The sequence below is a fragment of the uncultured Nostoc sp. genome (genome assembly GCF_964245575.1).
In the GTDB taxonomy this organism is placed as follows: Bacteria; Cyanobacteriota; Cyanobacteriia; order Cyanobacteriales; family Nostocaceae; genus Nostoc.
The window spans coordinates 1-26455 of sequence record NZ_CAXTNP010000091.1; the positions used below are offsets into that span (position 1 = coordinate 1).

27 protein-coding genes are annotated in these 26455 nt (G+C 40.9%); 19 read left to right on the forward strand and 8 right to left on the reverse strand.

Going from position 1 to position 26455, the window contains the following annotated elements; all coding sequences use genetic code 11:
* The first annotated feature begins 252 nt into the window (after positions 1-252).
* From ACFFAP_RS16255 to ACFFAP_RS16280, 6 genes are all read left to right on the forward strand, one after another.
* Positions 253-1596 carry a hypothetical protein gene (locus ACFFAP_RS16255; RefSeq protein WP_375512172.1) on the forward strand — a complete coding sequence of 448 codons (1344 nt, stop codon included), beginning with the start codon at positions 253-255 and terminating at the stop codon, positions 1594-1596.
* Between the two features lie 121 nt (positions 1597-1717).
* Positions 1718-2470: a PspA/IM30 family protein gene (locus tag ACFFAP_RS16260; RefSeq protein ID WP_375512173.1), complete on the forward strand. Its 753-nt coding sequence runs from the start codon at positions 1718-1720 to the stop codon at positions 2468-2470.
* Between the two features lie 162 nt (positions 2471-2632).
* Positions 2633-3409 carry a PspA/IM30 family protein gene (locus ACFFAP_RS16265; protein WP_375512174.1) on the forward strand — a complete coding sequence of 259 codons (777 nt, stop codon included), beginning with the start codon at positions 2633-2635 and terminating at the stop codon, positions 3407-3409.
* A 174-nt stretch (positions 3410-3583) separates the two neighbouring features.
* On the forward strand, positions 3584-3919 hold the full coding sequence (locus ACFFAP_RS16270; protein ID WP_375512175.1) for a thioredoxin family protein: 336 nt from the start codon (positions 3584-3586) through the stop codon (positions 3917-3919).
* Positions 3920-4132: 213 nt separating this feature from the next.
* Positions 4133-5371, forward strand: coding sequence for an LL-diaminopimelate aminotransferase (locus tag ACFFAP_RS16275; protein WP_375512176.1), 1239 nt, complete (start codon positions 4133-4135; stop codon positions 5369-5371).
* A gap of 360 nt (positions 5372-5731) precedes the next feature.
* Positions 5732-6154, forward strand: a complete 423-nt coding sequence (locus ACFFAP_RS16280; protein ID WP_375512177.1) for a response regulator — start codon at positions 5732-5734, stop codon at positions 6152-6154.
* A 21-nt stretch (positions 6155-6175) separates the two neighbouring features.
* Here the strand turns inward: ACFFAP_RS16280 and ACFFAP_RS16285 are convergent, their stop codons facing one another.
* Positions 6176-6355 (reverse strand): hypothetical protein, encoded by a 180-nt coding sequence (locus ACFFAP_RS16285; RefSeq protein WP_375512178.1) that lies wholly within the window; start codon positions 6353-6355, stop codon positions 6176-6178.
* A 666-nt stretch (positions 6356-7021) separates the two neighbouring features.
* On the opposite strand from ACFFAP_RS16285, the gene uvrC reads away from it, so the two are divergent.
* Complete coding sequence (gene uvrC, locus ACFFAP_RS16290; protein ID WP_375512179.1) at positions 7022-8899, forward strand: excinuclease ABC subunit UvrC; 1878 nt, start codon at positions 7022-7024, stop codon at positions 8897-8899.
* Between the two features lie 58 nt (positions 8900-8957).
* Here uvrC and ACFFAP_RS16295 read toward each other — a convergent pair whose 3' ends face one another.
* Positions 8958-9356, reverse strand: coding sequence for a hypothetical protein (locus tag ACFFAP_RS16295; RefSeq protein WP_375512180.1), 399 nt, complete (start codon positions 9354-9356; stop codon positions 8958-8960).
* A gap of 1181 nt (positions 9357-10537) precedes the next feature.
* On the opposite strand from ACFFAP_RS16295, the gene ACFFAP_RS16300 reads away from it, so the two are divergent.
* The 6 genes from ACFFAP_RS16300 (at position 10538) to ACFFAP_RS16325 (ending at position 14772) form a co-directional block, all read left to right on the forward strand.
* Entirely contained in the window at positions 10538-11155 is a 618-nt protein-coding gene (locus tag ACFFAP_RS16300; protein WP_375512181.1) for a hypothetical protein, read from the forward strand.
* 20 nt (positions 11156-11175) lie between these two features.
* Positions 11176-11556, forward strand: coding sequence for a hypothetical protein (locus ACFFAP_RS16305; protein ID WP_375512182.1), 381 nt, complete (start codon positions 11176-11178; stop codon positions 11554-11556).
* A 129-nt stretch (positions 11557-11685) separates the two neighbouring features.
* Positions 11686-12066 carry a hypothetical protein gene (locus ACFFAP_RS16310; RefSeq protein ID WP_375512183.1) on the forward strand — a complete coding sequence of 127 codons (381 nt, stop codon included), beginning with the start codon at positions 11686-11688 and terminating at the stop codon, positions 12064-12066.
* Between the two features lie 94 nt (positions 12067-12160).
* Positions 12161-12577: a hypothetical protein gene (locus tag ACFFAP_RS16315; RefSeq protein ID WP_375512184.1), complete on the forward strand. Its 417-nt coding sequence runs from the start codon at positions 12161-12163 to the stop codon at positions 12575-12577.
* Between the two features lie 1054 nt (positions 12578-13631).
* Complete coding sequence (locus ACFFAP_RS16320; RefSeq protein ID WP_375512185.1) at positions 13632-13835, forward strand: hypothetical protein; 204 nt, start codon at positions 13632-13634, stop codon at positions 13833-13835.
* A 757-nt stretch (positions 13836-14592) separates the two neighbouring features.
* Entirely contained in the window at positions 14593-14772 is a 180-nt protein-coding gene (locus ACFFAP_RS16325; RefSeq protein ID WP_375512186.1) for a replication restart DNA helicase PriA, read from the forward strand.
* Positions 14773-14849: 77 nt separating this feature from the next.
* Here the strand turns inward: ACFFAP_RS16325 and ACFFAP_RS16330 are convergent, their stop codons facing one another.
* The 3 genes from ACFFAP_RS16330 to ACFFAP_RS16340 all read right to left on the reverse strand — a co-directional run bounded on the left by ACFFAP_RS16330 (position 14850) and on the right by ACFFAP_RS16340 (position 17376).
* A complete protein-coding gene (locus ACFFAP_RS16330; protein ID WP_375512187.1) occupies positions 14850-15320 on the reverse strand; it encodes a hypothetical protein in 471 nt (156 codons plus the stop codon).
* Positions 15321-15849: 529 nt separating this feature from the next.
* Positions 15850-16944: a 23S rRNA (adenine(2503)-C(2))-methyltransferase RlmN gene (gene rlmN, locus ACFFAP_RS16335; RefSeq protein ID WP_375512188.1), complete on the reverse strand. Its 1095-nt coding sequence runs from the start codon at positions 16942-16944 to the stop codon at positions 15850-15852.
* A 78-nt stretch (positions 16945-17022) separates the two neighbouring features.
* Positions 17023-17376, reverse strand: a complete 354-nt coding sequence (locus tag ACFFAP_RS16340; RefSeq protein WP_375512189.1) for a phenylpyruvate tautomerase MIF-related protein — start codon at positions 17374-17376, stop codon at positions 17023-17025.
* 231 nt (positions 17377-17607) lie between these two features.
* Between ACFFAP_RS16340 and ACFFAP_RS16345 the strand changes: the two genes are divergently transcribed.
* A complete protein-coding gene (locus ACFFAP_RS16345; protein ID WP_375512190.1) occupies positions 17608-18585 on the forward strand; it encodes a sodium-dependent bicarbonate transport family permease in 978 nt (325 codons plus the stop codon).
* A gap of 4 nt (positions 18586-18589) precedes the next feature.
* Positions 18590-18883 (forward strand): P-II family nitrogen regulator, encoded by a 294-nt coding sequence (locus ACFFAP_RS16350; RefSeq protein WP_375512191.1) that lies wholly within the window; start codon positions 18590-18592, stop codon positions 18881-18883.
* A 190-nt stretch (positions 18884-19073) separates the two neighbouring features.
* Here ACFFAP_RS16350 and cobM read toward each other — a convergent pair whose 3' ends face one another.
* Complete coding sequence (cobM, locus tag ACFFAP_RS16355; protein ID WP_375512198.1) at positions 19074-19853, reverse strand: precorrin-4 C(11)-methyltransferase; 780 nt, start codon at positions 19851-19853, stop codon at positions 19074-19076.
* A gap of 222 nt (positions 19854-20075) precedes the next feature.
* Positions 20076-20951 (reverse strand): prolipoprotein diacylglyceryl transferase, encoded by an 876-nt coding sequence (gene lgt / locus ACFFAP_RS16360; protein ID WP_375512192.1) that lies wholly within the window; start codon positions 20949-20951, stop codon positions 20076-20078.
* A 416-nt stretch (positions 20952-21367) separates the two neighbouring features.
* Between lgt and coaD the strand changes: the two genes are divergently transcribed.
* The 4 genes from coaD (at position 21368) to ACFFAP_RS16380 (ending at position 24930) form a co-directional block, all read left to right on the forward strand.
* A complete protein-coding gene (coaD, locus tag ACFFAP_RS16365; RefSeq protein ID WP_375512193.1) occupies positions 21368-21919 on the forward strand; it encodes a pantetheine-phosphate adenylyltransferase in 552 nt (183 codons plus the stop codon).
* On the forward strand, positions 21829-22497 hold the full coding sequence (locus ACFFAP_RS16370; protein ID WP_375512194.1) for a DivIVA domain-containing protein: 669 nt from the start codon (positions 21829-21831) through the stop codon (positions 22495-22497). Before coaD ends, ACFFAP_RS16370 begins: the two co-directional genes overlap by 91 nt.
* Before the next feature lie 232 nt (positions 22498-22729).
* A complete protein-coding gene (locus ACFFAP_RS16375; RefSeq protein ID WP_375512195.1) occupies positions 22730-24262 on the forward strand; it encodes an AAA family ATPase in 1533 nt (510 codons plus the stop codon).
* 50 nt (positions 24263-24312) lie between these two features.
* Positions 24313-24930, forward strand: a complete 618-nt coding sequence (locus ACFFAP_RS16380) for a hypothetical protein (protein ID WP_375512196.1) — start codon at positions 24313-24315, stop codon at positions 24928-24930.
* Between the two features lie 133 nt (positions 24931-25063).
* On the opposite strand, the gene ACFFAP_RS16385 is transcribed toward ACFFAP_RS16380, so the two are convergent.
* Entirely contained in the window at positions 25064-26410 is a 1347-nt protein-coding gene (locus tag ACFFAP_RS16385) for a TldD/PmbA family protein (protein WP_375512197.1), read from the reverse strand.
* Between the last annotated feature and the right edge of the window lie 45 nt (positions 26411-26455).

Here is a 26455-nt window from a genome sequence, read left to right on the forward strand (position 1 = left end):
GGGAGTGGGGGAAATGAGGGAGAAAGAATAACTAATCCCCAATACTTCGGCTCCTTTCGACTTACTTCGACTACGCTCAGTACAAGTTGCTCAAGGCAAGTCGCAGTTCGACTGCGCTCACCGTAAACTCAGTACAAGTGCCCCATGCCCAATTCCCAATCCCCAATCTATCTATTTAAATAATTTTCGCTACTATTGTCACAAATATATCTAAAGTTAATTCCAGCAATCTACGTTTGAGGCACAGAGGCAATGACTCAAAACCCCCTGAATGATTCCGGTACTCAATCGTCTAAAACACCTGGGTTGAAACCAGCACTAGCAGCAGCGCTAGCGAGTTTAGAAGTGCCGCTAGATCAAGAGTTAGCTCGATACCGACGCACGCGAACTGGTTTGGTGGCATCAAAGCAGCCTCGTGTTGCAACTTACATGAGCAGTCAATCTCAGCCGTTAACTGCCATCCCTGCAACATCAGGCACAACTCAGTCATCAGTAACGGAAATTAAACCTAACGTGCCGCCTACATCTGTACCCGTGAATCTTCAGGGAACTTCAGCGCCAGCTACGGCAAAAATTGACGTACCACCGACATCTTCTCTAGCTGTGAATTCTCAAAAGAACCCAGCGTCAGCTATGGCACAAATTGAGGAACTAAATAATCTCAATGTGCCCTCCACCTCAGATTCTGCTAAAACACAAACTCAACTTCCGCCGCCACCGCCGAACTTTAGTAGCAGCATCGTGCCAGCAATCATTAAAGATACTAAGAGCGAAAACCTCTTGCAGCCAAATGACACCCCCAAGCATCCAGATGACTATTTAGAATCTAGTGAAGCACTGCTGCGAAGTCTGACAGAAGAACAACCAGAAACCAAGAAACCAAACAATTCTAGCGATAGTCTACTATCACCTTTGGGTATCGGCTCAATGTTGCTGCTATTGTTAGCGAGTCTTACATTGGGCTATGTAGTGTTCAATCCTAAAAGCTTGCCAGAATGGAATTTAGGCAAGTTGTTTAACGGGAACTCGTCTCCTGCGCCAGAAAATACTCAGGAAGTCGGAAGTAGTGTCCAACCTCAGATCGAGCCACCAAGCACATCTATACCCAAGTATCCCAATCTAGCTGCCCAAGAGTTTCCTGAGGTGAGAGACCCCAATGATGTAGTTGGCTTAAAACCCAAAGTCCAACCAACTCTGGCAGTAGTGCCTAATCCAGTCGTTCCTCAAAACCCCGTAAATCCTCAACGGGCATTGCCTGAAACCAACACAGCCCTAAAACCGACAAATCCGATCGCTTTAGCACCGATACCGACAGTACAGCCCTTGCCTCCCCTAAATTTGCCTCCCACTTCAACGGCAAAAGCCTCACCCAAGCCGGATACAGAAATCAAACTAGCAACAGATGGGTTTTATCATGTAGTGATAGATAATAAAGGCGCAGCTTTTGCCTCAGCACGGCAAGTAATTCCCGATGCTTATTTATCACCCAATAAAGAATTGATTTATTTGGGTGCTTTTAAGACTAAAGATCAAGTACAACAACATCTGAAATTGTTACAGGCAAGGGGAATCAAGGCACGGGTTCAGCAACCATAAGTTGCAAAAATCTACGATACCATGAGATAACAGTCCTGAGTTATGAGCACTCAGCACGGGCTAAACGCCCCGCTACCGCTAACAGCACTCATTACTGGGTTTTGGTGAATGGAGAGCCGACATGGCATTAATCAAGGGTATCCTGCGGGTGATTCGAGCTAATCTCAATAGTTTAATCGGTGGTGCAGAAGATCCAGAAAAGATTCTGGAGCAAACTGTTCTAGAGATGCAGGAAAATCTGGTGCGGTTGCGGCAGGGTGTAGCACAAGCGATCGCTACCCAAAAACGCACCGAACGGCAGGCCGCCGCCGCCCAGTCTCGAACAGAAGAATGGTATCGCCGCGCCCAATTAGCCCTGCAACAAGGCAGCGAACCTCTAGCACGGGAAGCTTTGACTAAGCGCCAAGCCTATAAAGAAACCGCTACAGCCCTCTTTTCCCAGATAGAGCAGCAAAATGAGATAGTCGCTAGGCTAAAAAAGGATATGCGATCGCTAGAGTTAAAAATTTCTGAGGCGAAAACAAAAAAAGATATGTATATTGCTCGCGCCCGTTCTGCTGAAGCATCTTATCGCCTCCAGGAAATGCTTGGTGGAGTTTCTGCCACCAGCAGTCTGAGTGCCTTTGAGCGCATGGAAGAAAAAGTTTCGCAAATAGAAGCTAAATCAGAAGCAATAGCTCAACTCAGTAGCGACGACTTGGAAACACAATTTACTTCCTTGGAATCTACTAGTAATGTAGATGCTGAATTGGCAGCGATGAAGGTACAAGTTTTAAACGGGGCAGAAAACATACAGCACAACAATCTCCTCACTCAGGAGAACCAGAAGACAGTGCAGCCTCCTCAACAGCAGTTACCTAAAACTCAGGATTGAAGTTCGGCTAATTACCCCACTTTGGAGATATCTTAACAATTAAGAGTTGTTAGAAGGTACTGATTCAAACCGGAAAGATTACATTGAAATAGGTAGCTATTAAAAAGTAAAAAAGTTAACTTTCCAAGAAAAAGCGTAAACCACACAAGGAAAAACAAAGTTATGGGATTATTCGATCGCATTAAGCGAGTAGTTAGTTCTAACCTCAATGACCTGGTTAACAAAGCCGAAGACCCCGAAAAAATGCTAGAACAAGCCATCCTGGAAATGCAGGAAGACTTGGTGCAGCTGCGTCAGGGAGTAGCCCAGGCGATCGCCTCCCAAAAACGCAGTGAGAAACAGTATAATGATGCCCAAAATGAAATCAATAAGTGGCAACGCAATGCCCAACTAGCGCTGCAAAAAGGTGATGAAAACCTAGCACGACAAGCTTTAGAGCGCAAAAAAACTTATACTGACACCAGCACCGCCCTCAAAGCTAGTTTGGATACCCAAAGCACTCAAGTTGAAACCCTCAAGCGCAACTTAATCCAGCTGGAAAGCAAGATTTCTGAAGCTAAAACCAAGAAAGAAATGCTCAAAGCTCGGATCACCACTGCCAAAGCCCAAGAGCAACTCCAAGGCATGGTGCGTGGGATGAATACCAGCAGTGCAATGTCTGCCTTCGAGCGGATGGAAGAAAAGGTCTTGATGCAAGAATCCCGGGCCCAGGCAGCAGGAGAGTTGGCGGGTGCCGATTTAGAAAGCCAATTTGCCCAATTGGAAGGTAGTAGCGATGTTGATGATGAATTGGCAGCTTTAAAAGCGCAAATGCTACCACCCGCCACTCCACAAAATCAAGCGCAACTGCCACCGCAACAAGAAACCACTGCTCCTAAATCTAATGAAGTGGTTGATGCCGAGTTGGATTCTCTACGCAAGCAATTGGATCAATTGTAAAATTGGTATAAAACTTATTTGAGCTAGTCCCACACCTGTTAGCTGTGGGATTTTACGTCATGAGTCAATAGTTAACAGTCAAAATTACTATAAATTATTGACTATGGACTATTGACTACTTTGGGATAAAGTATTGTGTGTGCCAACTTTGATCGCCACCTGATGGAGACTGCAATGAGTAAGGCTGTAATCACCATAACTGATGCTGAGTTTGAAACAGAAGTATTAAAAGCTGAACAGTCTGTATTAGTTTACTTTTGGGCTTCCTGGTGTGGGCCTTGTCAATTGATGTCGCCCCTGATTAACTCAGCTGCTACCAAATATAGCGATCGCCTCAAAGTCGTTAAAATGGAAATTGACCCCAACCCACTCACTGTTAAGCAGTACCAAGTGGAAGGTGTACCGGCCCTCAGACTATTTCTTGGGCAGGAAGTTTTGATATCGACCGAGGGAGTCATCGGCAAAGATAAATTACTCGAACTCTTAGATAAGCACTTAAATAGTAATTAATCAATAGTTCATAGTCCATAGCAAATGACTAATGACCCTCACGGGTGAGGCTCGTGCCGACGCTAACGCCATTCACTCATGGAGGAAACCCCCTTATCTACGAGACGTTGCGCTCTCGCATAGCGTCTTGTAGAGAAGGCGCTAGCCTCTCACGAATGGGAGAAGACCGCACTGGCTCAACTCTTGACTAATGACTAATGATTAATGATTAACATGCAATTTGCAAAGCGTTTACAACCCCTGCAATCTAATGTATTTGCTGATATGGACAGAGCCAAGGCGATCGCTTTGGCAGCTGGACGAGAGGTAATTGATTTGTCGTTGGGGTCTTCTGATTTACCAGCCGAAGCACATGTCATCGAGGCGATCGCCCAGTCTCTCCACGATCGCAGTACCCACGGCTATCTGTTGTTTAACGGAACTCTTGGGTTTCGCGAAGCCGCAGCCAACTGGTACGAACAAAAATTTGGCATCAAAGTCGATCCTCAAACTGAGGTACTACCTCTAATTGGTTCTCAAGAAGGGACAGCCCATTTACCCCTAGCAATACTCAATCCAGGAGATTTCGCGCTGTTGCTCGATCCAGGTTATCCCTCCCATGCGGGGGGAGTCTACCTAGCTAGTGGTCAAATCTACCCAATGCCACTACGGGCCGAAAGCGATTTTTTACCTGTGTTTGCTGATATTCCCGCCCCAGTCTTGGCCCAGTCGCGGATGATGGTATTAAGTTATCCTCATAATCCCACTGCTGCGATCGCTCCAATATCATTCTTCCTTGAAGCTGTCGCCTTCTGTCAGCAACACAATCTCGTCCTGGTTCACGATTTCCCCTACGTAGATTTAGTATTTGAGGACATTGGGGACTCTTTACTAGGGACTGGGGACTGGGTAATCAATTCATCCCTTTCCCCAATCCCCAATACCCAGTCCCTAGTCCCTTCAATTCTGCAAGCTGATCCAGAGAAAAGCGTCTCGATTGAATTTTTCACTCTTTCCAAGTCCTACAATATGGGCGGCTTCCGCATTGGCTATGCTATTGGTAATGCCGAGTTAATTAACGCCTTACGGCAGGTAAAAGCCGCCGTTGATTTTAATCAGTATCGGGGGATTTTGAATGGTGCGATCGCTGCCCTAACTGGCCCTCAAGTTGGGGTAAAATCTGCTGTTGCTACCTTCCAGCAGCGCCGTGATGCTTTCATCACTGCTTTACACCGCATTGGCTGGAATGTTCCTACTCCCCAGGCCACAATGTACATCTGGGCAAAATTGCCCTCACCTTGGAGTCAAAACTCCATAGAATTTTGTACCCAGCTAGTCAAACAAACTGGTGTAGCAGCTTCTCCAGGTGCGGGCTTTGGTAAATCAGGAGAAGGATATGTCCGCTTTGCCTTAGTGCATGAGCCACTTTTGTTAGAAACTGCTGTGGAAAGAATTGCCCAGTTCCTTCATTGAATTTCTTCTCAAACTAAACCCTAAGGATTTTTTGTGCCAAAGTCTATAAATGGAACACGCGCACTAGTTGTAGTGATGCACATTTTTGCGTGCCTAGCAATGACCGTATTATACTGAATTTAAAATTCTTGAATTATTTTTTAGAACGCGCACAGTACTCGCGGTATCAGTGTAATTGGGGATAAAATTAATGATTTAGTCTTCTAGGTTATACTCCAATACGCTTGGGTTGAGGAACGAAACCCAACATTATCAAGGGTTTGTTGGGTAACGCTTAAGCTCAACCCAACCTACTATTCTTCTTAACCCAAGCGTATTGGGTTATACTGTTGCTAAAAATATTTGCATACATAGGTAGCAATGACAGCACAATTATTCAATATAGATCAGCCATTGCGGTCACACCAAGTTAGACGAATTTTGTTAGTCGAAGACCATTATCTCAATAGATTGTTACTGAGTGACTATCTAATTTACTCTGGGTACAATGTCGAAAGCTTATCAGAAGGCTCTGCTTTTTTCTCGACTATAGAGAAATTTCAGCCAGATTTAATGTTATTAGACTTGAAATTGCCGGATCTTGACGGTTATTCGCTCTTAAAACAAGTCCAGCAAAAACCTGATTTGTCAAAAATACCTATTATTGTGGTTTCAGCTTTTGCTTTTAAAGCCGATCAAGAACTAGCTATGAGTTTGGGCGCACGCCGCTATTTTGTCAAACCTCTAAAACTCAAGGATCTTATACTTACAATTGAAGAAGAGTTGACTTGCTGCCACAAATAAACTTTTCTACTGGGCGTGCCTTTATTCAGCTTTTTGGTCTGCAATGAACTCTTCAACTCGCTCACTAATATGTTGCACAGAACTGCCAATTTTTGAAATTTTATGTTGTAATTGCGCTAACAACAAAACTGCTGTTTGCAGATCATTGAGGGTTTCAGCCATAGCTTCCCGGTATTGGCCTTCAAACTCTTGCAGATTCATGGTTCAACTATTGCCTGAAATTATTGTAATGGCTATATTTCTAATGATATTCGTAAATTTAACTTAATAAATCCGTTAAATCGCTTAATATTATCAGTTCAAATAAAACCCAAAAATCTTGTTTAAGAATAAATTTTGTCTAATTTTTATATAAGCAATACTAAAATATAAATTTAGCCAGATGAATAAAAGCAAATAATTTTTAGAAAAAACAATTTTGTAATAACAAATAACTGTTGATTTTCAAATGCTAATTATAAATTCAAAAAGCCAAGTTTTTATTCTGACAACTCCAAAAAGACGCGAAATTGGACTGGGCAAAGCCTGGCTATGCTAACGTACCACTGCGCTAATAGCGTGTCTACAGGGTTTTGATCACAAACCAACTAATCAAATTTAACGACATGAACCACTATCAGTAGTGTTGTCTACCTTTAACAAGGGGATTTTGCCCCAAGTCTTGTTAATTGAGATAGTAGCTGGATTTACGCACTGTGCTAGGTCGGAAACTAAGGCAGCCTGCAAGAAGCAGCAGAAGCGCTTACATACTTCTCTATGTGCAGACTAAAAACCTAGCTACTTTACATTTACTTGATAAATACTTTCTTAAATCGGCACGAAAAAATAATTGTTCTTAAAATAGAGAAAGATTAGCTAATTTTGGTTGTGACAATATCTACTCAAATATTACCACTGGTTAAAGAGCCAGAACGACTGGAAAATCGTCTAGCCGAAATTCCACCGGAACCGGGGGTTTATTTCATGCGGGACAGTAGCGATCGCATTATATATATAGGTAAATCACGTAAGTTGCGATCGCGTGTCCGTTCCTATTTCCGGGATGGCTACAACAAGAGTGAACGCATCGCCACGATGGTGAAGTTGGTGACAGAAATTGAATTCATCGTCACTGATACTGAAGCCGAAGCTTTAGCGCTAGAAGCGAATTTGATCAAGCAGCACCAGCCATACTTTAATGTACTGCTCAAAGATGATAAAAAATATCCTTATCTCTGCATCACTTGGTCAGAAGATTATCCGCGAATTTTTATCACCCGTAAACGCCAATTCGGCAAAGAAAAGGATAAATTTTACGGGCCTTACACTGATGCTGGTTTATTGCGAGAAATTGTCCGCCTGTGCAAGCGCATCTTTCCACAGCGACAACGACCTCAACCACTTTTTAAAGACCGTCCTTGCTTAAATTATGATTTAGGGCGTTGTCCGGGTGTGTGTCAACAGATGATTTCACCAGAAGAATATCGCAAAATTGTGCAAAAAATAGCGATGGTCTTCCAAGGGCGAACTCAGGAACTGATTGATATTTTGACTCAACAAATGAACGCAGCAGCTGAGGCGCTGAACTTTGAGTCAGCAGCGCGAATTCGCGACCAAATTTCTGGGTTAAAGTCGCTGACAGCCAATCAAAAAGTTTCCTTACCAGATGATACAGTTTCGCGGGATGTGATCGCACTGGCAGCCAATGAAGAATACGCCTGCATTCAACTATTCCAGATTCGCGCTGGACAATTGGTAGGACGCTTGGCCTTTGTGGCGGATGCTCACGCAGAACCGGGAGCTATTTTACAACGAGCTTTAGAGGAACATTACCAAACTGCTGACTCAGTGGAAATACCTTTAGAAATTTTGGTACAGCATGATTTACCAGATAGCGAGATATTGGCGGATGTCTTAACTCAACGTAAAGGGAAAAAAGTCACAATCTTGACTCCTTTACGGCAAACTAAGGCAGAATTAATTGAGATGGTAGAGCGAAATGCCCAGTATGAATTGCAAAGAATGCAGAAATTAGGCGATCGCAACGACCAAGCAATGCAAGATTTAGCAGCCATTCTTGATTTACCAGATGTACCCCACCGCATCGAAGGTTATGACATTTCCCATATTCAAGGGTCAAATGCAGTAGCTTCACAAGTCGTGTTTATCGACGGTTTACCCGCCAAACAGCACTATCGCCACTACAAAATTAAAAATCCCACAGTGACGGCGGGACATTCAGATGATTTTGCTAGTCTTGCTGAAGTTATTGGGCGACGGTTCCGTAAGTATGGCGACGATCCCCAGTTGGCACGTTTGGGTAATCCAGATTGGCCTGATTTAATCATGATCGATGGCGGTAAAGGTCAATTATCATCAGTTGTCGCCGTTTTACAAGAGATGAATTTATTAGAAGACTTGCGAGTTGTTAGTCTGGCGAAGCAGCGAGAAGAGATTTTTTTACCGGGAGAATCTAAACCCTTAACAACTGATTCAGAACAATCAGGGGTGCAGTTGTTGCGGCGGTTGCGAGATGAAGCGCATCGGTTTGCAGTGACTTTTCATCGTCAGCAACGCAGTGATAAATTGAAGCGATCGCGTTTAGATGAAATTCCTGGCTTAGGACATCATCGACAAAAGCAGCTACTAGGGCATTTTCGCTCAGTTGATTATATTCGGCAAGCAGCACCCACACAACTTGCAGAGGTTCCAGGAATCGGCCCGCGTTTGGCTCAAGAAATTTACGATTATTTTCATCCTTCTTGATATGAGTGAAAAGCATCTGACATAAGTATTTGAAGTTTTGAATTCCAAGACAGCAGTATTACTCGGCATCTAGGCTGTAGCATAGATTCTCAAAGGTTGTCGAATTCTTCTGTGCTTCCCTAAAAAGCCAAAACATCAGGTAGATACCAAAATATTGCTGTTTTTCTTTTTCGTCATAAGTCACAAATTTTTCAGCCTGTTGATATCGTTCTAACGCTTGCCGAAAGTTCTTTTTTGTAACTTTCTCTCCTAATGCTTGAGATAGCAATTGCCATAACGCAGACCCTACATCCTTCTTTATATAATCGAGGCAGTAGCCGCGATCGTTGGCAAACTGTTCGTATGTTTGATTCTCAGAAGATGCTTTTAACAAATCACTTTGTAAATCAGTCAAGTGTCTGCCAGATGATTTCGATACCACTTTATCCGCGATAGTTAATAACTCTTGGATGTTCATACGTCAAACTAATTTGATGAATTTTATGTAGATGCTTAATTATCGGAAATTAAAGGATTTAAAACCCTTTATCCCAAAGGGAACCACTGCGTTGCGGTGAATCCAGCGCTGTAGGCGGGTTTCCCGCCGTAGGCGACTGGTGAACCCAAAGGGGGGTTCTTACGACAGTTCCTTCTCCTCTCAAAGACGCTGTGCGAACAAGTCGGACATTGCCTCCCGTTGTAGCAAGTAACGTGAGAAGCTGCGACAAGGCACACAGTAATTTTGAATTGTTAATAGTTGATATAGCAATCTGATTTGATTTATCAACTTACTCGTGAAGACAGGGAACACGAGAGAAGAGAGGTGGAGGAGTAGGACGTTTTTTCAAAAGCCAAATAGGAGTCACGTCGCTTCTTTACAAGACCCTTCAGCAAGCTTCTGCGCGTAGCTTGCTTCTTTGTATGAGTACGCTCCTCAAAATTCAAAATTAATAATCCCCATACTTCGGCTCCTTTCGACTTCGCTCAAGGCAAGTCGCTCAGTAACCATAAATAAATTTAGTTGCTCTGTATCATGAGTCTTTTTCTGTCATATAAAATTTATTAACTTGAGATGATTTGAAATATTTTTAATCTAAGTATTTATCATCATACAAGGTATTAACTAATTTTGGAGTAAGTTTCTTTTAACTTTAACAAATTCGCTTTGATTGAATAAGTTTTCAAAGATTTTATTTAAGCTTTATTTTATCTTTAATTTTTTATTATCATTTCTTTAAAATTTTTACTTACTATCTTTTTATTTAGAGCTAATTTTATATTTACTTTATCAATATTAACTTTTACCATTTTCCCACTTAACCCCACAAAAACCCCCTCGCGTTTTTTTGGTATCGTTGAGAATATTAATTCATGATGAATAACGAACAGCACAAGTTCAGAAACCTCAACAGTTTCAAGAGGAAATAAAGTGGCAGATACTACTTGTATTAATGAGGTAAAACACCCAATTAGTAAACCAAGTAGGTCAGCGTAAAAATTTGTTGTTGGGATAAGGCAGGAAGTAAGAGGTAGGAGGTAGGAGGCAAGAAGAAAGACAATTTTTATTGAATTTATCTTTCTTAGTTTGGTTTGATTCTGCCAAGTTACTTAATCCATGACTCTTAACACCCTTACTTTGCAATATCTAAAAAACTTCAAATGTTTAAAAAAGCTCTACGACTATTTACTAACCATTCCTTATTATGTCTACTCGGAGTAGTTAGCATAAATCTCGAAGCCCAAGCACAGTCTGTCACTAACTCTGTTAATTCTCAATCTCAGCCTAATCAAGAGCAGACTCTTGATAATCAACAACGGAACTCTGCTGCAATTAATCAAACAGGAGTTTACAACCTTGGTGAATCGGCCACTTATAAGATTCAAGGAGTAGCTGGAATAAACGTTGTGTGTCCACGGCCATCTTTAATATTAGGAACTTCTTTGAGTTCCTATGATGGGATTAGTTTATCTAACAATGCCTCTTATGCTATGAATGCTTCTATAGTTTTCCCTTTGGGTGGAAGCTTAGGGAGTACTTGTAAACAAATGGCTGAAACTATTTCTCGTAAGACTCAATATGATGTAGAGATTATCAATGCTCGTGCCTGTGCTGAATTAATCAGTGCTGGTATCCAACTAAGCCCCGACAGCTTTCCTACTATTTCTGCTGTCTGTAAAGGGGTTGCTATAAACAGAACTAATACAAATGAACCTAACAAACTTCCCAGGTTCCAGTCTCAAGAATTACCTAAAAATGAGACTGAAAAAGACAACTAATTCACAACGAGGATAAACTCATGAAAAAAGTTCTTGGTTTGGCTATTCTTGCTACCTTCTTGGCTACCCCTGCTTTTGCTGGTGAAACATTTGTGGGTGACGAAAATTCCTGGAGTAACAGCGTAACAAAGACCGATTTAACACTTGATTCTAAAACTTTTTCTCAACGTAACGAAAAATATGGTTCTTGGGCTGAAAAGGATTACGTCGATGGTGCTATTAATATCAGCACACCTGCTAGTGGTACAGACATTTCCTTTGATAAATTTACCAATAATACAGCAGGTAGTGAGCTATATGGTAAATATAGTGAAACTAATTGGACTAAGCTTGGTGGTACTATTAATACCACAACTCACTCATATACTGATGCTCACGAAACCAGCGCAGGTGTTCGTTAATTTTTAATAGTGCTTGATGCAATTTAAAAAGATTCTAGGGTGATTAATCCACCCTAGTACTTCTTTTCGTTACTTTGTCAAGATTAGTTTTTCTGACAAAGCTAACTAATTTATAATGAGGACAAAGTAATGAAAAAAGTTCTCGGTTTAGCTATTATTGCTACTTTGTTTGCTAGCCCTGCTAAAGCAGGTGAGACTTTTGTTTTGAACCAGTGGACAATTCAGCAAAGTAGAACAAAGACTAATTTAAATATCGATAATGTAACCAATTCAACTCGCACCCAAGATTATAATTCTTCGTCTAATAATATTTCCATTGATGGCAAGGTTGAAACCGAGTACAACAATGGTAAAATCGGAAAAGTTTTTAAAGATTTTATTGTTCAGAAAGCTGGTGCTGAACTAAATGGTAGTTTTTATGAAGAGACTACAGCTAGAGTCTGGGGTACAATCAATACTATTACGAATTCATATAGCAGCACCCACGAAAGCAGCGCTGGGATTCGTTAGTTATTACTCTACTTGATACTATGGGAGAAAATTGTAGGGTGGTTATTCCACTCTTTTTTTTATGAAATATTCAATATTATTAACTGTCACTTTATTGGCATGGATTGCGTTTATCTATTCCCCTAGAGTTTTTTATATTACTCAGATGCCTACCTTCTTTATCAACTCTATGTTAAAAGTATTTAATCAAAATACTAATAAGACTATACAGATTCAACAGATAAATTTCTCATCTGAAATCAGGGAAAATTTATATAATTCTATATCTACAGGCATGTCTTATGATGAAGTTCGTTCCATTCTAGGCTGGGATGGTATCTTGATTTATGAAAACAATATCGATTCTGCTGATGGACAAATACATGAAAAGATTTATCAGTGGAACAATCAAGATGTTTATTTGACTGATTACGAATCTCAAAGAGGAGATATCAATCCATACTGGAGTGTCACACTTATATTTCAAAACAATATCCTCATCAATAAAGCATCCTTTAACCTACAAACTTAGAGGGGCGATCGCAAATCCCAACTGTATAAACATTTAGCGATCGCTGATTGATAGTACTTAGTAACGGTTCACCATACTTATAAACACTATAGCAATCCGATTTGATTCCTGAATTACTCGTAGAGACTGGGGACTCAATACTTGGGACTGGGAAGAAGGAATAAAGGTGTACTGAGTTTTTTTCACGCAATCAAATATGAGTCCTATACATTGCTAACCCGTTGCTAAAAATATTCTTGTACAGTCAAAACCTGATCGACAATTTCATCCCTAGTAATCCTGGAAGAACCTCTTCCCCAACCCTACAAGAGTTGGGCGGTTAGGTTTTGATTACTAACCAACCAATGGCGCAGAAATCACACGCCAAGAGAATTTTGAGCGGATCTTCAAGTTCTGCTGCGAGCGAAAAAAGCCGTTGCTTTAGAAGTTTACTAGTTTTAATACTGGGGTTTAGACTAAAAGCGATATAAGAGAACGCAAATCAAATGGAATTAGAGATTAAAAATATTATCTTGTCAGCCTCAAAGCATCGGCGATCTTTAACAATTATATAGTATGTATGCCCCAAGTAAATAATACAATAATGATAATTATTATCTCTGAGCTGAGACTAAATGGGGAATAATCAAGAAAGGGGTGTCTGATTGAATACAGTCTCCATGAAGGCAGAAAGTGAGAAAAGAACTACCATTACTCACCTGCCAACATGATTTATGCCAGACTTGAAGAGTTTCGTCAAGTAGCCAGGACTTACGCAACTGTCACAAGCGATCGCCACTAAAAATTAGACCAACGACATAGGAACGGTGGGACGTTTAAGTTGTTGAATCAGGTAGTTTGACAGTAATCCATGCTTGAGTTGGTAAGCAGTTAGACCTATTTTATAAGCTTGATCTTTAAGTCTTAACCAAACAAGTATGACATAACCAATGTGATTTCTCTGGATACGAGCTTTACGACTTGTGGGGATGGGACTAGGGTAAGTTCAAAAACGTAAATTCCTCAAATAAATTCAGTAGACTGAAAAGTTTGCTCACCACGAGTCAATAAACCGATGTGGTTGGCATTTGTAGGTGAAGAAATGCCACCTCTATCTGAGGTTTGGAAACTTTACATGCGACGTTTTGCGGTTGACCATTGGTATCGGTTTATTAAACAACGCTTGCATTGGACGCTCCCTAAACTGTCAACTCCCCAACAATGTGACCGATGCGAACTTAATGCCACTGATGACTTGGGAGTTATGGCTGGCTCGTGATATCGTCAATTGCCTTTCCCCTCCCTTCGCAGAAACAGATCACTAAACTTACCCCTGGACGGGTTGCACAAGCCATACCTGGGATTTTGGTCAGGGTTTCTACTCCATCCATTCCGCCAAAACCACGCGGTAAATCTCCTGGCTAGAAACCAGGACAGCCCCGGCAACGTAGAATTCGCTATCCCATCGTCAAAAAGCGTACTTCCTCTTCACGTAAAGCCGAGCCGAAACCTGCTTGATTTGTCTTTTTTCTAATTTTTTACTTTGCTTTTTTCAACTCAGTTTCCCTGAGTCATTTTGTGCTTCTTAGTCTAAAGTCCAGTTAATAAAATTAGCTCACCACAATTTAATCTCATAAATCTTGCCAGCAAATATTAACTAAATCTTAACATAGATATTTTGTGACTAAATATACAGTATTTTTTCTTGTTTAATTTTTGAATACAAGAACGGCTTTTTCTCTATTTGTCTGAAATGACTATAAATAAGTCTATCTCAAGGCATTCAACATAGGGATCAGTAAATCTCTAAGCAGTATTTAATTAAAAAGCAATTTATGTATCTAAAGTAGGAGGGTAAAATCGCCTAAATGTTAGGATAATATACAAAGATATGAAAAAGTTTTCAAATCTGAAATTTTGTTTAAAATAATCAGCCAATATTAAGACAGTTTGTTAAGTTGGCTCAAATCAAAATTTTTGCTAGTTTCACTGGCAGTTTTCTCAAATAAAAAATAGTTACAACCAGGGGTTTTAAAATGCAGACAGTACAAAAAATTTACTGCCCAAATTGCGGCTGCCAAGCTGAACGCTATTACATTTATGATAGTCAATTAACTCGAACACAGTGCTCTAGTTGTGACTATTTGATGATTAGCTGCACTCGCACTGGCAAAGTGATTGAGGCTTACGCCCCAGGTATTTATGCACAGCGCTAGGAATTAAAAATTAAAAATTAGAGAATATTTTCTCTAATTTCTAATAATAAAATTACTTGCCAACAATTTTGAACATTTTACAGGTTGTTCTTCTCTTGTCGGAGTTGTTGCGGTCGTATCTGTTGTTGTAATCTAAATTGTTGCTGTTGTCTAATTTGTTGATCTTGTCTGAGTTGTTGCTGTTGTATTCTTAGTTGTTGTTGTCGTGTAAAGTCTTGCCGTTGTTGTGTAAATTGTTGCTGTTGTAGTCTCAGTTGTTGCTGGCGTATCAGTTCTTGCCGTTGTTGTGTAAATTGTTGCTGTTGTAGTCTCAGTTGTTGTTGTAGCTGTGGTTGCTGAAACTGTTGCCGAAGCAATGTTTCATTAAATTGCTCTTGTGTTCGCTGAGTTTGCTCCTCTTGTTGTTGTCTCATTCTTTCTTGAAAAGACTCAGGTTGCTGAGGATTCGTCTGAATTATTTGTGCATAGGCAGGAGAATTAATCGACAAAGCTTTTGCAAGCACAATCAATAGTAGCCATGCTTTAACCATTAATAAGCGATTCAACATGCAGTTATTTCCCCAATTGTTATAGGTTGGGTTGAGCGATCGCTAAACCCTTAAAATGTCAACATTATTTATAATTGCTATAGGTACAGAACCCCACCCCAACTGCCTCCCTGCTCTTCGAAAAGAGGCTATGATGTACCTCATTTGATTAGGAAAAGCTATAAATGCAGGGGCAAGAAAAAGCTAACTAAAGCTAATGCTTTATTCACCGTTAAGGCTTGCGCGATGCCTCTGGTGGGTTACACTAACACACTTGTATTCTTTAGCCCATAACGTTCTCTAAATATTCAGGGCATTATCTTGATTTTGCATAAAAATATCGTTTTTTAGATATTCATCTTAATTAAATTATACATTCACATTTTTTAGATGGGTTGCTGGATTTCCGTAATCCATGTATCTCCGGCGAGTAGGTTTAAAAAGAGATTTAAGGCGGTTTTTACACCATAGATAAACAGAGATAATTCTCAGGATACATCTGGGTTTATCTGTGGTTACATGTTTATTTCTAAAATTGACTGCAAGAGCTTTAATTTTTACTTGCTCTGAGTTGTCCACAAGCAGCATCAGCTTCTAAACCACGGGAATAACGCACACTAACAGCAGTATTTTGTTGCTTAAGGACGTTGACAAATGCTTGAATGCGATCACGGTTTGGGCGTTTGTAATCTACTTCTTGGATAGGATTATAAGGAATCAAATTCACATGACTTTGGAATCCTCGCAGACGGTTTGACAGTTCCAATGCATGTTCTGGTAAATCGTTGACACCAGCCAGGAGAACATATTCAAAAGTAACGCGGCGTCCAGTGATTTCCACATATTCCCGACATTCAGTCAGCAAATCTTCTAGAGGATAGGCGCGGGCGCTGGGGATGAGTTTTTCCCGCAGTGCTTGGTTGGGTGCGTGGAGACTAACAGCGAGGGTGATTTGCAAATTGTTTTGCGCGAACTGACGGATGCGATCGCGAATACCAACTGTAGAAACTGTAAGCGATCGCTGCCCAATACCGACATCTTGATTCAGGGATTTCAGCGCTGCTAGGACATTCTCAGTATTTAACAACGGTTCACCCAGCCCCATAAATACGACATTGCTAACCCGTTGCTGAAAATCTTCTTGCACAGTTAACACCTGATCGACAATTTCGTGCCGTCCTAGGTTGCGCTTATAGCCTCCTTTACCAGTAGCGCAGAAATCACACGCCATTGGGCAACCCACCTGAGTAGAGACGCAAACTGTCAAACGGGATTTTGGCCCATCTCCGGCTTCTGCAAAGGTGGGAATGCCAACAGTTTCAATAATTTGATCGTCTGCTAATCGTAAAAGATATTTAACTGTGCCATCGGGAGCCACAGAGCGGTAGTGTAAAGTTGAGCGCCCAATCGGGATTTCTGCTACTTCTTTCCGCCATTGCTTGGAGAAGACAGAAATATCAGCTAGCGATCGCACTCCCTTGTCATAGATCCATTCATGCAGCTGCTTTGCTCTGTAAGCAGGTTGTCCTTGCTGCTGCACCCAAGTGGTTAACTCCGCAACAGAAGCACCAAGAAGGGGAGGGATTAATTCTGATTTTACTGGGTTGTGTAACTCAACCTGAGATACAAGAGGCGTAGCAGACATAAAAAATCAAGAGTTGATGTAGGATCTCTATCCTACACCTGCCAGATCGAGTTAGTCTTGACCAAAGAAGATGGGAAATTAACCAAAGGTTGTGCCGTTCCAGCCCCACATTGCACCCTTAGCGTCTGCAAACTCTATATAAATTCGATTTTTCGGCACACCTAGAGTTTGGTTAATCTGCTGGCAAAAGTCCTGACTCATTGCTGCGGTTTGATCTGGCTTCATCGTGCCAACGCTCTTAATTTCAATATAACAAACCGGGTCTGTATTCCCTGCAAAAGTCATGGGAATTCCTGGCTCAAAAGCAGTCATTACATAGGATTCTGGTTTTCCCAAATGTTTCGCTAACTTGGCTGATAGGTTTAAAAGCATTGACTCAACTTCAGCTTTTTGAGGAGCAGATGCAGAAGTTTGCACTTTAATCAATGGCATAGTACTGAATTGGAATTTTAGATTTTATTACACAGTTAAGTTTATCAAAACGCAGAGGTACAGAATACAAAGATTAGATTGACACATCAATGACATATAAAGTTCATATCAGGTTTATAGCTATGTAATATGCTACTCCTGCTAGTTACTAGGTTGTTAGAAATTTATAATAACCTAGCAACCTCGTGTTTTATTTTTCTGGATTGTTCCCGAATAACAGGGCTACTATTAATGAATTCAAGTCTTATTTTGTCCAATATTTTGAATCCGCCAGTGCTATTTTTCTTTTTAGGAATGCTGGCTATTCTTCTCAAATCAGACTTAGAGATTCCTCAACCCTTACCAAAGTTATTTTCTCTTTACCTATTACTTGCTATTGGCTTTAAAGGAGGCTACGAGCTTACTGAAAGTGGAATTAATACAGAAATAGCACTTACACTTTTGGCTGCTATATTTATGGCTTGTGCTGTACCTATCTACTCATTTTTTATATTAAAACTCAAACTTGATACTTATAATGCTGCTGCAATCTCAGCAACTTATGGTTCTATCAGTGCAGTCACCTTTATTACTGCCCAATCTTTTTTAAAAACTCTAAATATTTCTTCTGGTGGACACATGGTAGCTGCTTTAGCATTGATGGAATCACCAGCAATTATTGTTGGAATTTTACTTGTGAGATTATTCACTAAAACCTCAGAAAATGGAAAAGAGGAATTTTCTTGGGGTGAAGTACTACGGGAAGCTTTTTTAAATGGTTCTGTTTTTCTTTTAATTGGTAGTGTTATGGTCGGCATTCTTACAGGTAAACAGGGATGGGATAAGTTACATCCATTTACGCAAGATATATTTTATGGAGTCTTAGCATTCTTTCTACTAGATATGGGTCTAATAGCTGCCACAAGAATTAAAGACTTGAAGCGTACAGGTTCTTTTTTAATTGCATTTTCTGTATTTATGCCTGTAGCTAATGCAATTTTCGGTATAATTATAGCCAAGATGATAGGTATTTCTCAGGGAAATGCTTTACTCTTTGCTGTTCTTTGTGCTAGTGCTTCTTATATAGCAGTTCCAGCAGCGATGAGAATGGTTGTTCCGGAAGCTAATCCAAGCTTATACATATCTATGGCATTAGCATTAACTTTCCCTTTCAATATTATTATTGGAATTCCCTTATATTTGAATATCATTAAAATTGTAGGGATTTAATTAAGTGGAAATTGTTAAAAAAGTAGAAATAATTACGAACTCTTTGGAACTACAAAAAGTTTTTAAAATTCTAGATAAAGTTGGTGTTTCAGGATATACGGTTATTCAAAATGTAATTGGCAAAGGTCATAGGGGTAGAGCTACTGATGATTTAGAAACTCACGCCTTTACTAATGGGTATGTTATGAGTATTTGCACAGCAGAAGAAGAGTCTAAATTAGTAGAGGCAGTTCAACCCATTTTGAAAAAATTTGGCGGTGTATGTATTGTTTCTGATGCTAAGTGGACTAGACACTAAACAAGCTTTACTTGCAACAACCTTAGACACCATACACTGAACAGTTGAGAGAGGTGGCACTTTGATGTGACTTCTCGAAACTCTCAACACTTGCAAAATTTCTCTAACTGCCGCTTTTTATTGCAGCAATAGCACTCGCTCCAAGACTTATAGCGATCCCCATGCCCATCTCCAATCTTCAGTCATGAGATCAGCGAAATAGATGACTATGTTCGGGATGATATAAACGCGATCGCCCTTTATTTGCCGAGAGTGCTGGACTGATTATATAAAGTGTAGTGCGAATTAGTTTTTCTTTATGAGTGCAGTCTGCCATTTCGTTAAGGGGGACAACCTTGATTTTTTCATCGGGCCATCCGATGCGAAAGCAAATTGCAATGGGGGTTTCGGCTGGATAGTGTTCGAGTAGTTTGGCTTGGGCATTTTCGACGTGACGCGCACTTAGATATAAGCAGAGGCTAGCCTGATGTGCCGCCAGAGAGGCTAATTCTTCAGTGGCGGGGACTTCTGTACGTCCACTGATCCGCGTCAAAATGATGGTTTGGACTAAACCGGGGACAGTCAGTTCTACTTTGAGTTTGGCAGCTGCGGCTTGAAAGGCGCTGATACCTGGGATGATTTCAAAAGGAATATTTGCCTCAGCGAGGAGGTGCATTTGCTCGTGGATGGCGCTGTAGAGACTAGGATCGCCAGAATGGAGACGGACTAGAGATTTATGTTGCGATCGCACCCGATCTATCATAATCGGCAAAATCTCTTCTAAAGTCTGATTCGCAGTTCTAATTATCTCCGCATCTTTTCGGCAAAGTTCTAAAATCTGTTCGGGTACTAAAGAATCAGCAAATAAAATCACATCAGCAACAGCCAGTAGTTTCTGCGCCTTCACCGTCAATAAATCAGGATCTCCAGGGCCTGCTCCCACAATATACACAGATGGTTCTATAGCATATAGTGTTTTTTCATAACTCAGGTTTTCTGTATATTCACTTTTAGAAGAACACACGGCAATCCCTCAAAAAACTTTTTTGATATTTTCTCAGTATCTTTCCGGATTTACCCTCTTTACTTTGTAGAGAGTAATGGTAGATGCACCCTGGTTAAGCCCTAGAAAATATTCTGGGGCATTTTTTATTTTTTGGGCATTGGGAATTGGGCATTAGTTATTCTTTCTCCCCTTGCTCGCCCTGCTCCCTCATCCCCTCATCTCTCCATCTCGCTTAGGAGTAGGAACTACATCGGGTAAAGGGCGTTTGAGTAAGTAAAGCCAAGCTAATCCAAGTAATCCAAATAAAATTCCTAGACTACTGACTACTTGCGCCATCCGTAACGGCCCCAGCATCAAGCTATCAGTGCGAAAACCTTCAATCCACAAGCGTCCTAAGCTGTACGCTGGCCAGTAAACTAGAAACAGCGTGCCTACCTTCAAACGTGGCTTACCGGACAAAGACCGGAAAAACAAAGTTATTAGTAGCGCAAACACCGTTAAATCCCACAGAGATTCGTAGAGGAAGGTGGGATGGAAGTAATCGAAGCTAGCATACTCTAGAGGACGATAATCTGGTAGAATATACAGCTTCCAGGGTAAATTTGTGGGATCGCCAAAAGCTTCAGAATTAAAGAAATTGCCCCAACGCCCGATCGCTTGCCCTAAAATCAGCGAAGGCGCTACTAAATCTGCTAGTTGCCAAAAAGAAACCTGCTTGATTTTGGCAAAGATTAACGCAGCCAAAACGCCACCAAGAATTGCTCCATGAATGGCAATACCTCCTTCCCAGATAGCAAAGATTTTTCCTGGAGTTGGGGCATATTTTGACCACTCAAAAAAAACGTAATATAGCCGTGCGCCAGGAATTGCCCCAATCAACAACCAAAAGAATAAATCGCCTAACAACTCAGGATTAACATTACGGCGCTTTGCCAAATCCTGGGAAAGGATGACGCCAATTAACACTGCTGTGGCAATCAATAAGCCATACCAACGGATACTGAGTGGCCCTAATTTCACCAGAATCGGTCCTGGAGAAGTAAATTGAAATGCCAAGGGCAAGGTGGAAAGATCCAGTGCCATGAAAAATTACCTAGAAAAGTTCGTTAACTACCCGCGCACTTTGCTAAGTACGGAGTTTATTTTGTATCAAACACTGGAACTGTATTTAAATTCTCCACAATCTCGTGGGAAGACAAATAGAAATCCAGCATCCATATTTAGGAGTTTATAGCGGTTTTGTTCAACCTCACCCCCAACCCCTCTCCAAAGCATCGGAGAGGGAAGCAAACGCTTCCCTCAAATGCGAGGTGAGGTTCTGACTATATTGCACCGAAGTGAGAACCGCTATAGTTCCTAACGCCTAGTTGAGCATAACTTGTACCAGCAAAACAATTGAGTTTAGCATCCTTACTCAGAGCGCAAGATGGTAAATTTGAGTAGGTTACATAAAAGAGCTTCGATATAATCACCTAAACAACTTTGATATATCTAAAATTGTGATTGCTATTTATCCTGGTAGCTTCGACCCCATCACTTTGGGACACCTTGACCTCATCGGGCGCGGTAGTCGGCTGTTTGAGCGGGTAATTGTCGCTGTACTGCGGAACCCCAACAAAATGCCACTTTTTAGTGTGCAACAACGGCTAGATCAGATCAGTCTTTCTACACAACATCTACCTAATATAGAAGTAGACAGCTTTGATGGTCTTACCGTCAATTATGCCCAAATGCGACAAGCACAAGTTTTGCTGCGAGGTTTACGGGCTGTGTCAGATTTTGAAGTGGAACTGCAAATGGCTCACACCAATAAAACTCTTTCTACCCAAATAGAAACAGTTTTTCTCGCAACCTCAAATGAGTATAGTTTTTTAAGTAGTAGTGTGGTAAAAGAGATTGCAAGGTTTGGTGGCTCTATCGATCATCTCGTTCCTCCACACATTGCCCTAGATATATACCAATGCTACAATCAGAACTCTCCAATGTTGAACCCAATCTCAACGGAAGCAATCCCCCCTCTCAAGAGTATCTCAGTGGAGAGGGAAGCATAGATATTCAGCAGGAACTCAACCGCCTAGAGGAAATGGTTCTCTCTAGTCTCAGGATTCCACTGACGGGACGCACTCTCATAGATGAAGAAAAGCTACTGGATCAGCTTGATTACATCCGGCTCGCTTTACCATCGCTTTTTCAAGAAGCAGCAGCTATCCTCGACCAAAAGGACGAAATTCTGCTGGAAGCGGAAGAGTATGGACAGCAGGTTGTTGAGGTCGCGCAAGCCAAAAGAGCGCAAATTTTAGCTGAAAGCGATATTATTCACCAGGCAGAACAGGAAGCTGAACAACTGCGGCGACAAGTGCAACAAGAGTGTGAGGCAATAATGCAACAAACCCTCGCCGAGATTGACCGTAAGCGGTATGCTTGTCAGCAAGAGTTAGACCAAATGCGACAAACTGCGATCGCTCAGGCTCAAGAAATTGAAGATGGTGCTGATGCTTATGCTGATGGCATCCTGGAAAATATTGAGCAGGATCTCAAGCAGATGTTGCGAATTATCACCAACGGACGGCAACAATTGCAAATTGATAACCTCACCCAGCGCAATTCACCTCCAGGTAAGAAAAAATAAATTGTAGTCCTAGCATTTACCAGTTTGGGCTGACGGGGTTGTAGAAAGATGGTTTGCTAAAGGCGCGACAGCTGATTGAGCTAGTTGCGAGTATCAGAATATAAAGGTTTTATCCAACCAGACCCAAAATTTCTCAGGTTGTACAGTCAAACTAGAAGAAGGTGGTCTACTCTGTTTGTGAGCCACGTCTGCTTGGCACTTTTGCAATGTTTTCTGCCAACAGAGGAATATTATGCTAACTAGGTTGAAAGTTTCTGGTTTTAAGAACCTCGCCGATGTTGATGTCCGTTTCGGGCCATTTACCTGTGTAGCCGGGGCTAATGGGGTCGGGAAATCTAACTTATTTGATGCTATTAGGTTTTTGAGTGCGATCGCTGATCGAACCCTAATTGATGCTGCGTTATCTGTGCGAGATGAAGAGGGACGAACAGCAGATGTGCGTAGTTTATTTCACCGAGTTGGTGATGAATATGCAGATAAAATGTTATTTGAGGCAGAAATGATAGTACCGGAGGAAGGCGTAGATGATTTAGGACAACAGGCAAAAGCTAGTATTACCTTTCTTCGTTACTCTCTCACTCTAGCTTACCGTTCAGATCATAGTTTACGGTCTTTAGGATCGCTAGAAATCATCAAAGAAGAGTTAGTTCACATTAACCTTGGTGATGCTAGAAAAAACTTATTGTTTCCTCACAGTGTTGGGTGGCGTAAATCCGCAGTTAAGGGAAAAAGAACTTCACCATTTATTTCAACTGAAGGGGATAAAGATAAAACAGTTATTAAGCTACATCAAGATGGTATTAAAGGGAAACCTCTGTCTCGATTAGCTGCCAATCTTCCTCGAACAGTACTTTCTGTTGCTAATGCTGCCGAGAGTCCAACAGCCTTGCTAGCGCGAAGAGAGATGCAGTCTTGGCGGCTACTTCAATTAGAACCTTCTGCACTACGCCAACCTGATGAATTTACAGCACCTACAAAATTAGACATGGATGGCTTGCACTTAGCTGCAACACTCTATCATCTCGCAAGGTTAAATAAAAATCATCCCACTAATGGACTTTCTAATAATGAGGTCGAAGCACGTGTTTACAGCCAGGTTGCTAATCGTTTAGCAGAATTAATTGATGATGTGGGTAAAGTAGAGATTGACAGAGATGAACGGCGGGAACTTCTGACTTTAATAGTGACTGCTAGAGATGGCACATCACATCCAGCTAGGGCTTTATCAGATGGAACCCTGAGATTTTTGGCTTTGGCAGTTTTGGAATTAGACTCACAAGCACAAGGTCTTTTGTGTTTAGAGGAACCGGAAAACGGCATTCATCCAGAGCGTATTCCCAAAATACTGAAATTACTTCAAGATATAGCTACTGATGTTGATGAAGCTATTGGTATAGATAACCCACTTCGCCAAGTTATCATTAACACTCATTCTCCTTCTGTAGTAATGCAAGTACCTGATGATAGCTTATTAGTTGCTGAATTAAAGGAAACAGTACGTTCAGGGAAACGGTTTAAGCGCGTATCTTTTGGTTGTCTTCCTGACACTTGGCGAGAAAAAGAACTAGAAGCAGTCAATATTGTCCCTAAAGGCAAACTTCTTGCTTATCTGAATCCAGTAGTAATTGACAAATCAGAGCCTGATAGCAATGGAGAGGTAAAAAGCTATCAGCAATCCAAAGTAACACAAATTAAGAAACGCCGAGTTGTAGATAGAAATGACCTTCAACCATTAATTCCTGGTTTTCCTGCTGAACTGGTATAAAAGAACTTTACTACACCTTCTTGTCAGATGGCAGTTCAGACAAAGCATTGATGCCTGTTCTTACCTGGTTATTACAGGTGAATCAAGTTGAGTGTGCTATTCAGTCACAATGGGCGGATTTGCGACGCTTACGTGAACCACCGAAAACCCTATCACTACGCATTATTAAAAGCCTAGAACTATATCCTTGCAATCTTTTGTTTGTTCACCGAGATTCAGAACGAGAATCACGTGAAAAACGTGTGATAGAAATTCAAGAAGCTTTAAAAGAAGCTGTTCAAGCAAGTGTTAAAGTACCACCTGCTGTTTGTGTTATTCCAGTCCGTATGCAAGAGGCGTGGCTTTTGTTTGACGAAGTAGCATTACGGAAAGCAGCAGGAAATCCTTATGGGTATCAGTCATTAGAATTGCCAGACATTCATAAACTTGAACAACTACCTGATCCTAAAGATATTCTTCATGAGCTTCTATGTAAAGCTAGCGGATTAACAGGTCGGCGGCTCAAGCAATTTTCATCGGATAAGGTTAACGGATGTATTCATAGATTAGCAGAACTCATCAATGATTTTTCACCACTACGGGCTTTGTCTGCTTTTCAAGCACTTGAGACTGAAATTAAAGAAGTTATACAAATACAAGGTTGGTGTTTTGAGTCAGAAGATAATTAGCTACAACAATTTATATCTAATTAAGCTAATTATCCAAAATTAGTCCATAATATTATTAGGTATAAATCTTAAAATAATTTAATACAAAAGTGCAAATAAACAAAGAATTTATTTGCATCTTTGTGCGATAGATTTACAATGTGTAAGTGAAATCTTCCACCAACATACCGGGAACTAAACTACCTCCAAGTTGGCGACTTTCGTATGTTCCGACTTCGGGAATGAATTCTTGAAAATTGGTCAAATCTACTAAATTTTCTCCCCAGAAGCGATAGAGACTTTCATCAAAACGTAAGTTTTCAATGGGGGCGATAATTTCTCCGTTTTCTACCCAAAAACAAGCATAACGGGTCATACCTGTGATTCTACCAGTGTGGCGATCGCTCCAATTCAAGTAATGCAAATTAGATACATATAATCCGGTATCTAAACTCGGAAGAATCTGCTCAAATACTAAATTTCCAGTAGTCACTTCTGGCGCACGTAAAGTCTCTGAACCATTAGCACCATTGGCAATTTTTTGATATTCCTTAGCAGTCCGAGAATTCACCAACGTATTTACTAAATGTCCTTTTTCTATTACAGGTAACTCCGGTGCTGCTATTTCTCCTAATTCATTAAATCGCGGCACTAATCCTCTCTGAAAGTTTTCTTTCAAACTAAATCTTGGGGAAAGTTGTTTTTCTTGACGCGATAAAGCAGCTAAAGCGCTGTTTCCTTGTTGGATATCAGCTTCGCTGACTGCTCCCCAAGAAAGCATTGCTAATAAATCTGCAACAGCAGCAGGTGCAAAATAAGTTTTGTATTGTCCCCGTGGTAATTCTTTAGCTGGACGAGAAAGTAATTCAAGTTGCTTTTTGGCTTCGCTAATTTTAGCTATATATGCAGATATATCCCAATTACTCCCAGCAAATGTACCCTTAACTGCTTGTCCAGAGGTGGAAAATAAAGAATAATCTAATGTAAAAGAATCAGTAGCAAACCAGTGTTTTTTACCGTTGGAATCACCATAAGCTTTAATTACTATTCCCCCTGCATATATCCCTGTAAAATCAAATTCAGCAACTAGTTTTAGCACAGTTGGTACTACTGCTTCATTTGCCAATAAATTCCCAGAATGTATTTCTCGACTGGTATTATTTCCTGATGGCAAAACTAGATATGGATCGATGGGTAGTAGAATAAGTTCGTCACGTAGTTCCTGCAAAGCAGTATATGCTAACTGCCAATCTACCTCCCAATTTCCAGTAAAGGGAAACTGCCGAATACTGCTGCGTTCATCTGCCATCAAAGTCAGTTCGATCCAACCATCACCAACACAACCAGTTTGTCGCACTTTTGCATGATTGAAACGAGTAAATTGACTTCTTTCACTGCTGAGTTTTACAGTGAATTGTTCACTCTCGGCTTTTTTAATCAGCAGAGTTTCAATCAGTTGATTAAAGCTGACTTCTAACGCAGATAATTCCTCAATTTTCATGGATATTAAATATTAATAGGGAGTGGGGACTGGGGAGTGGGGAGT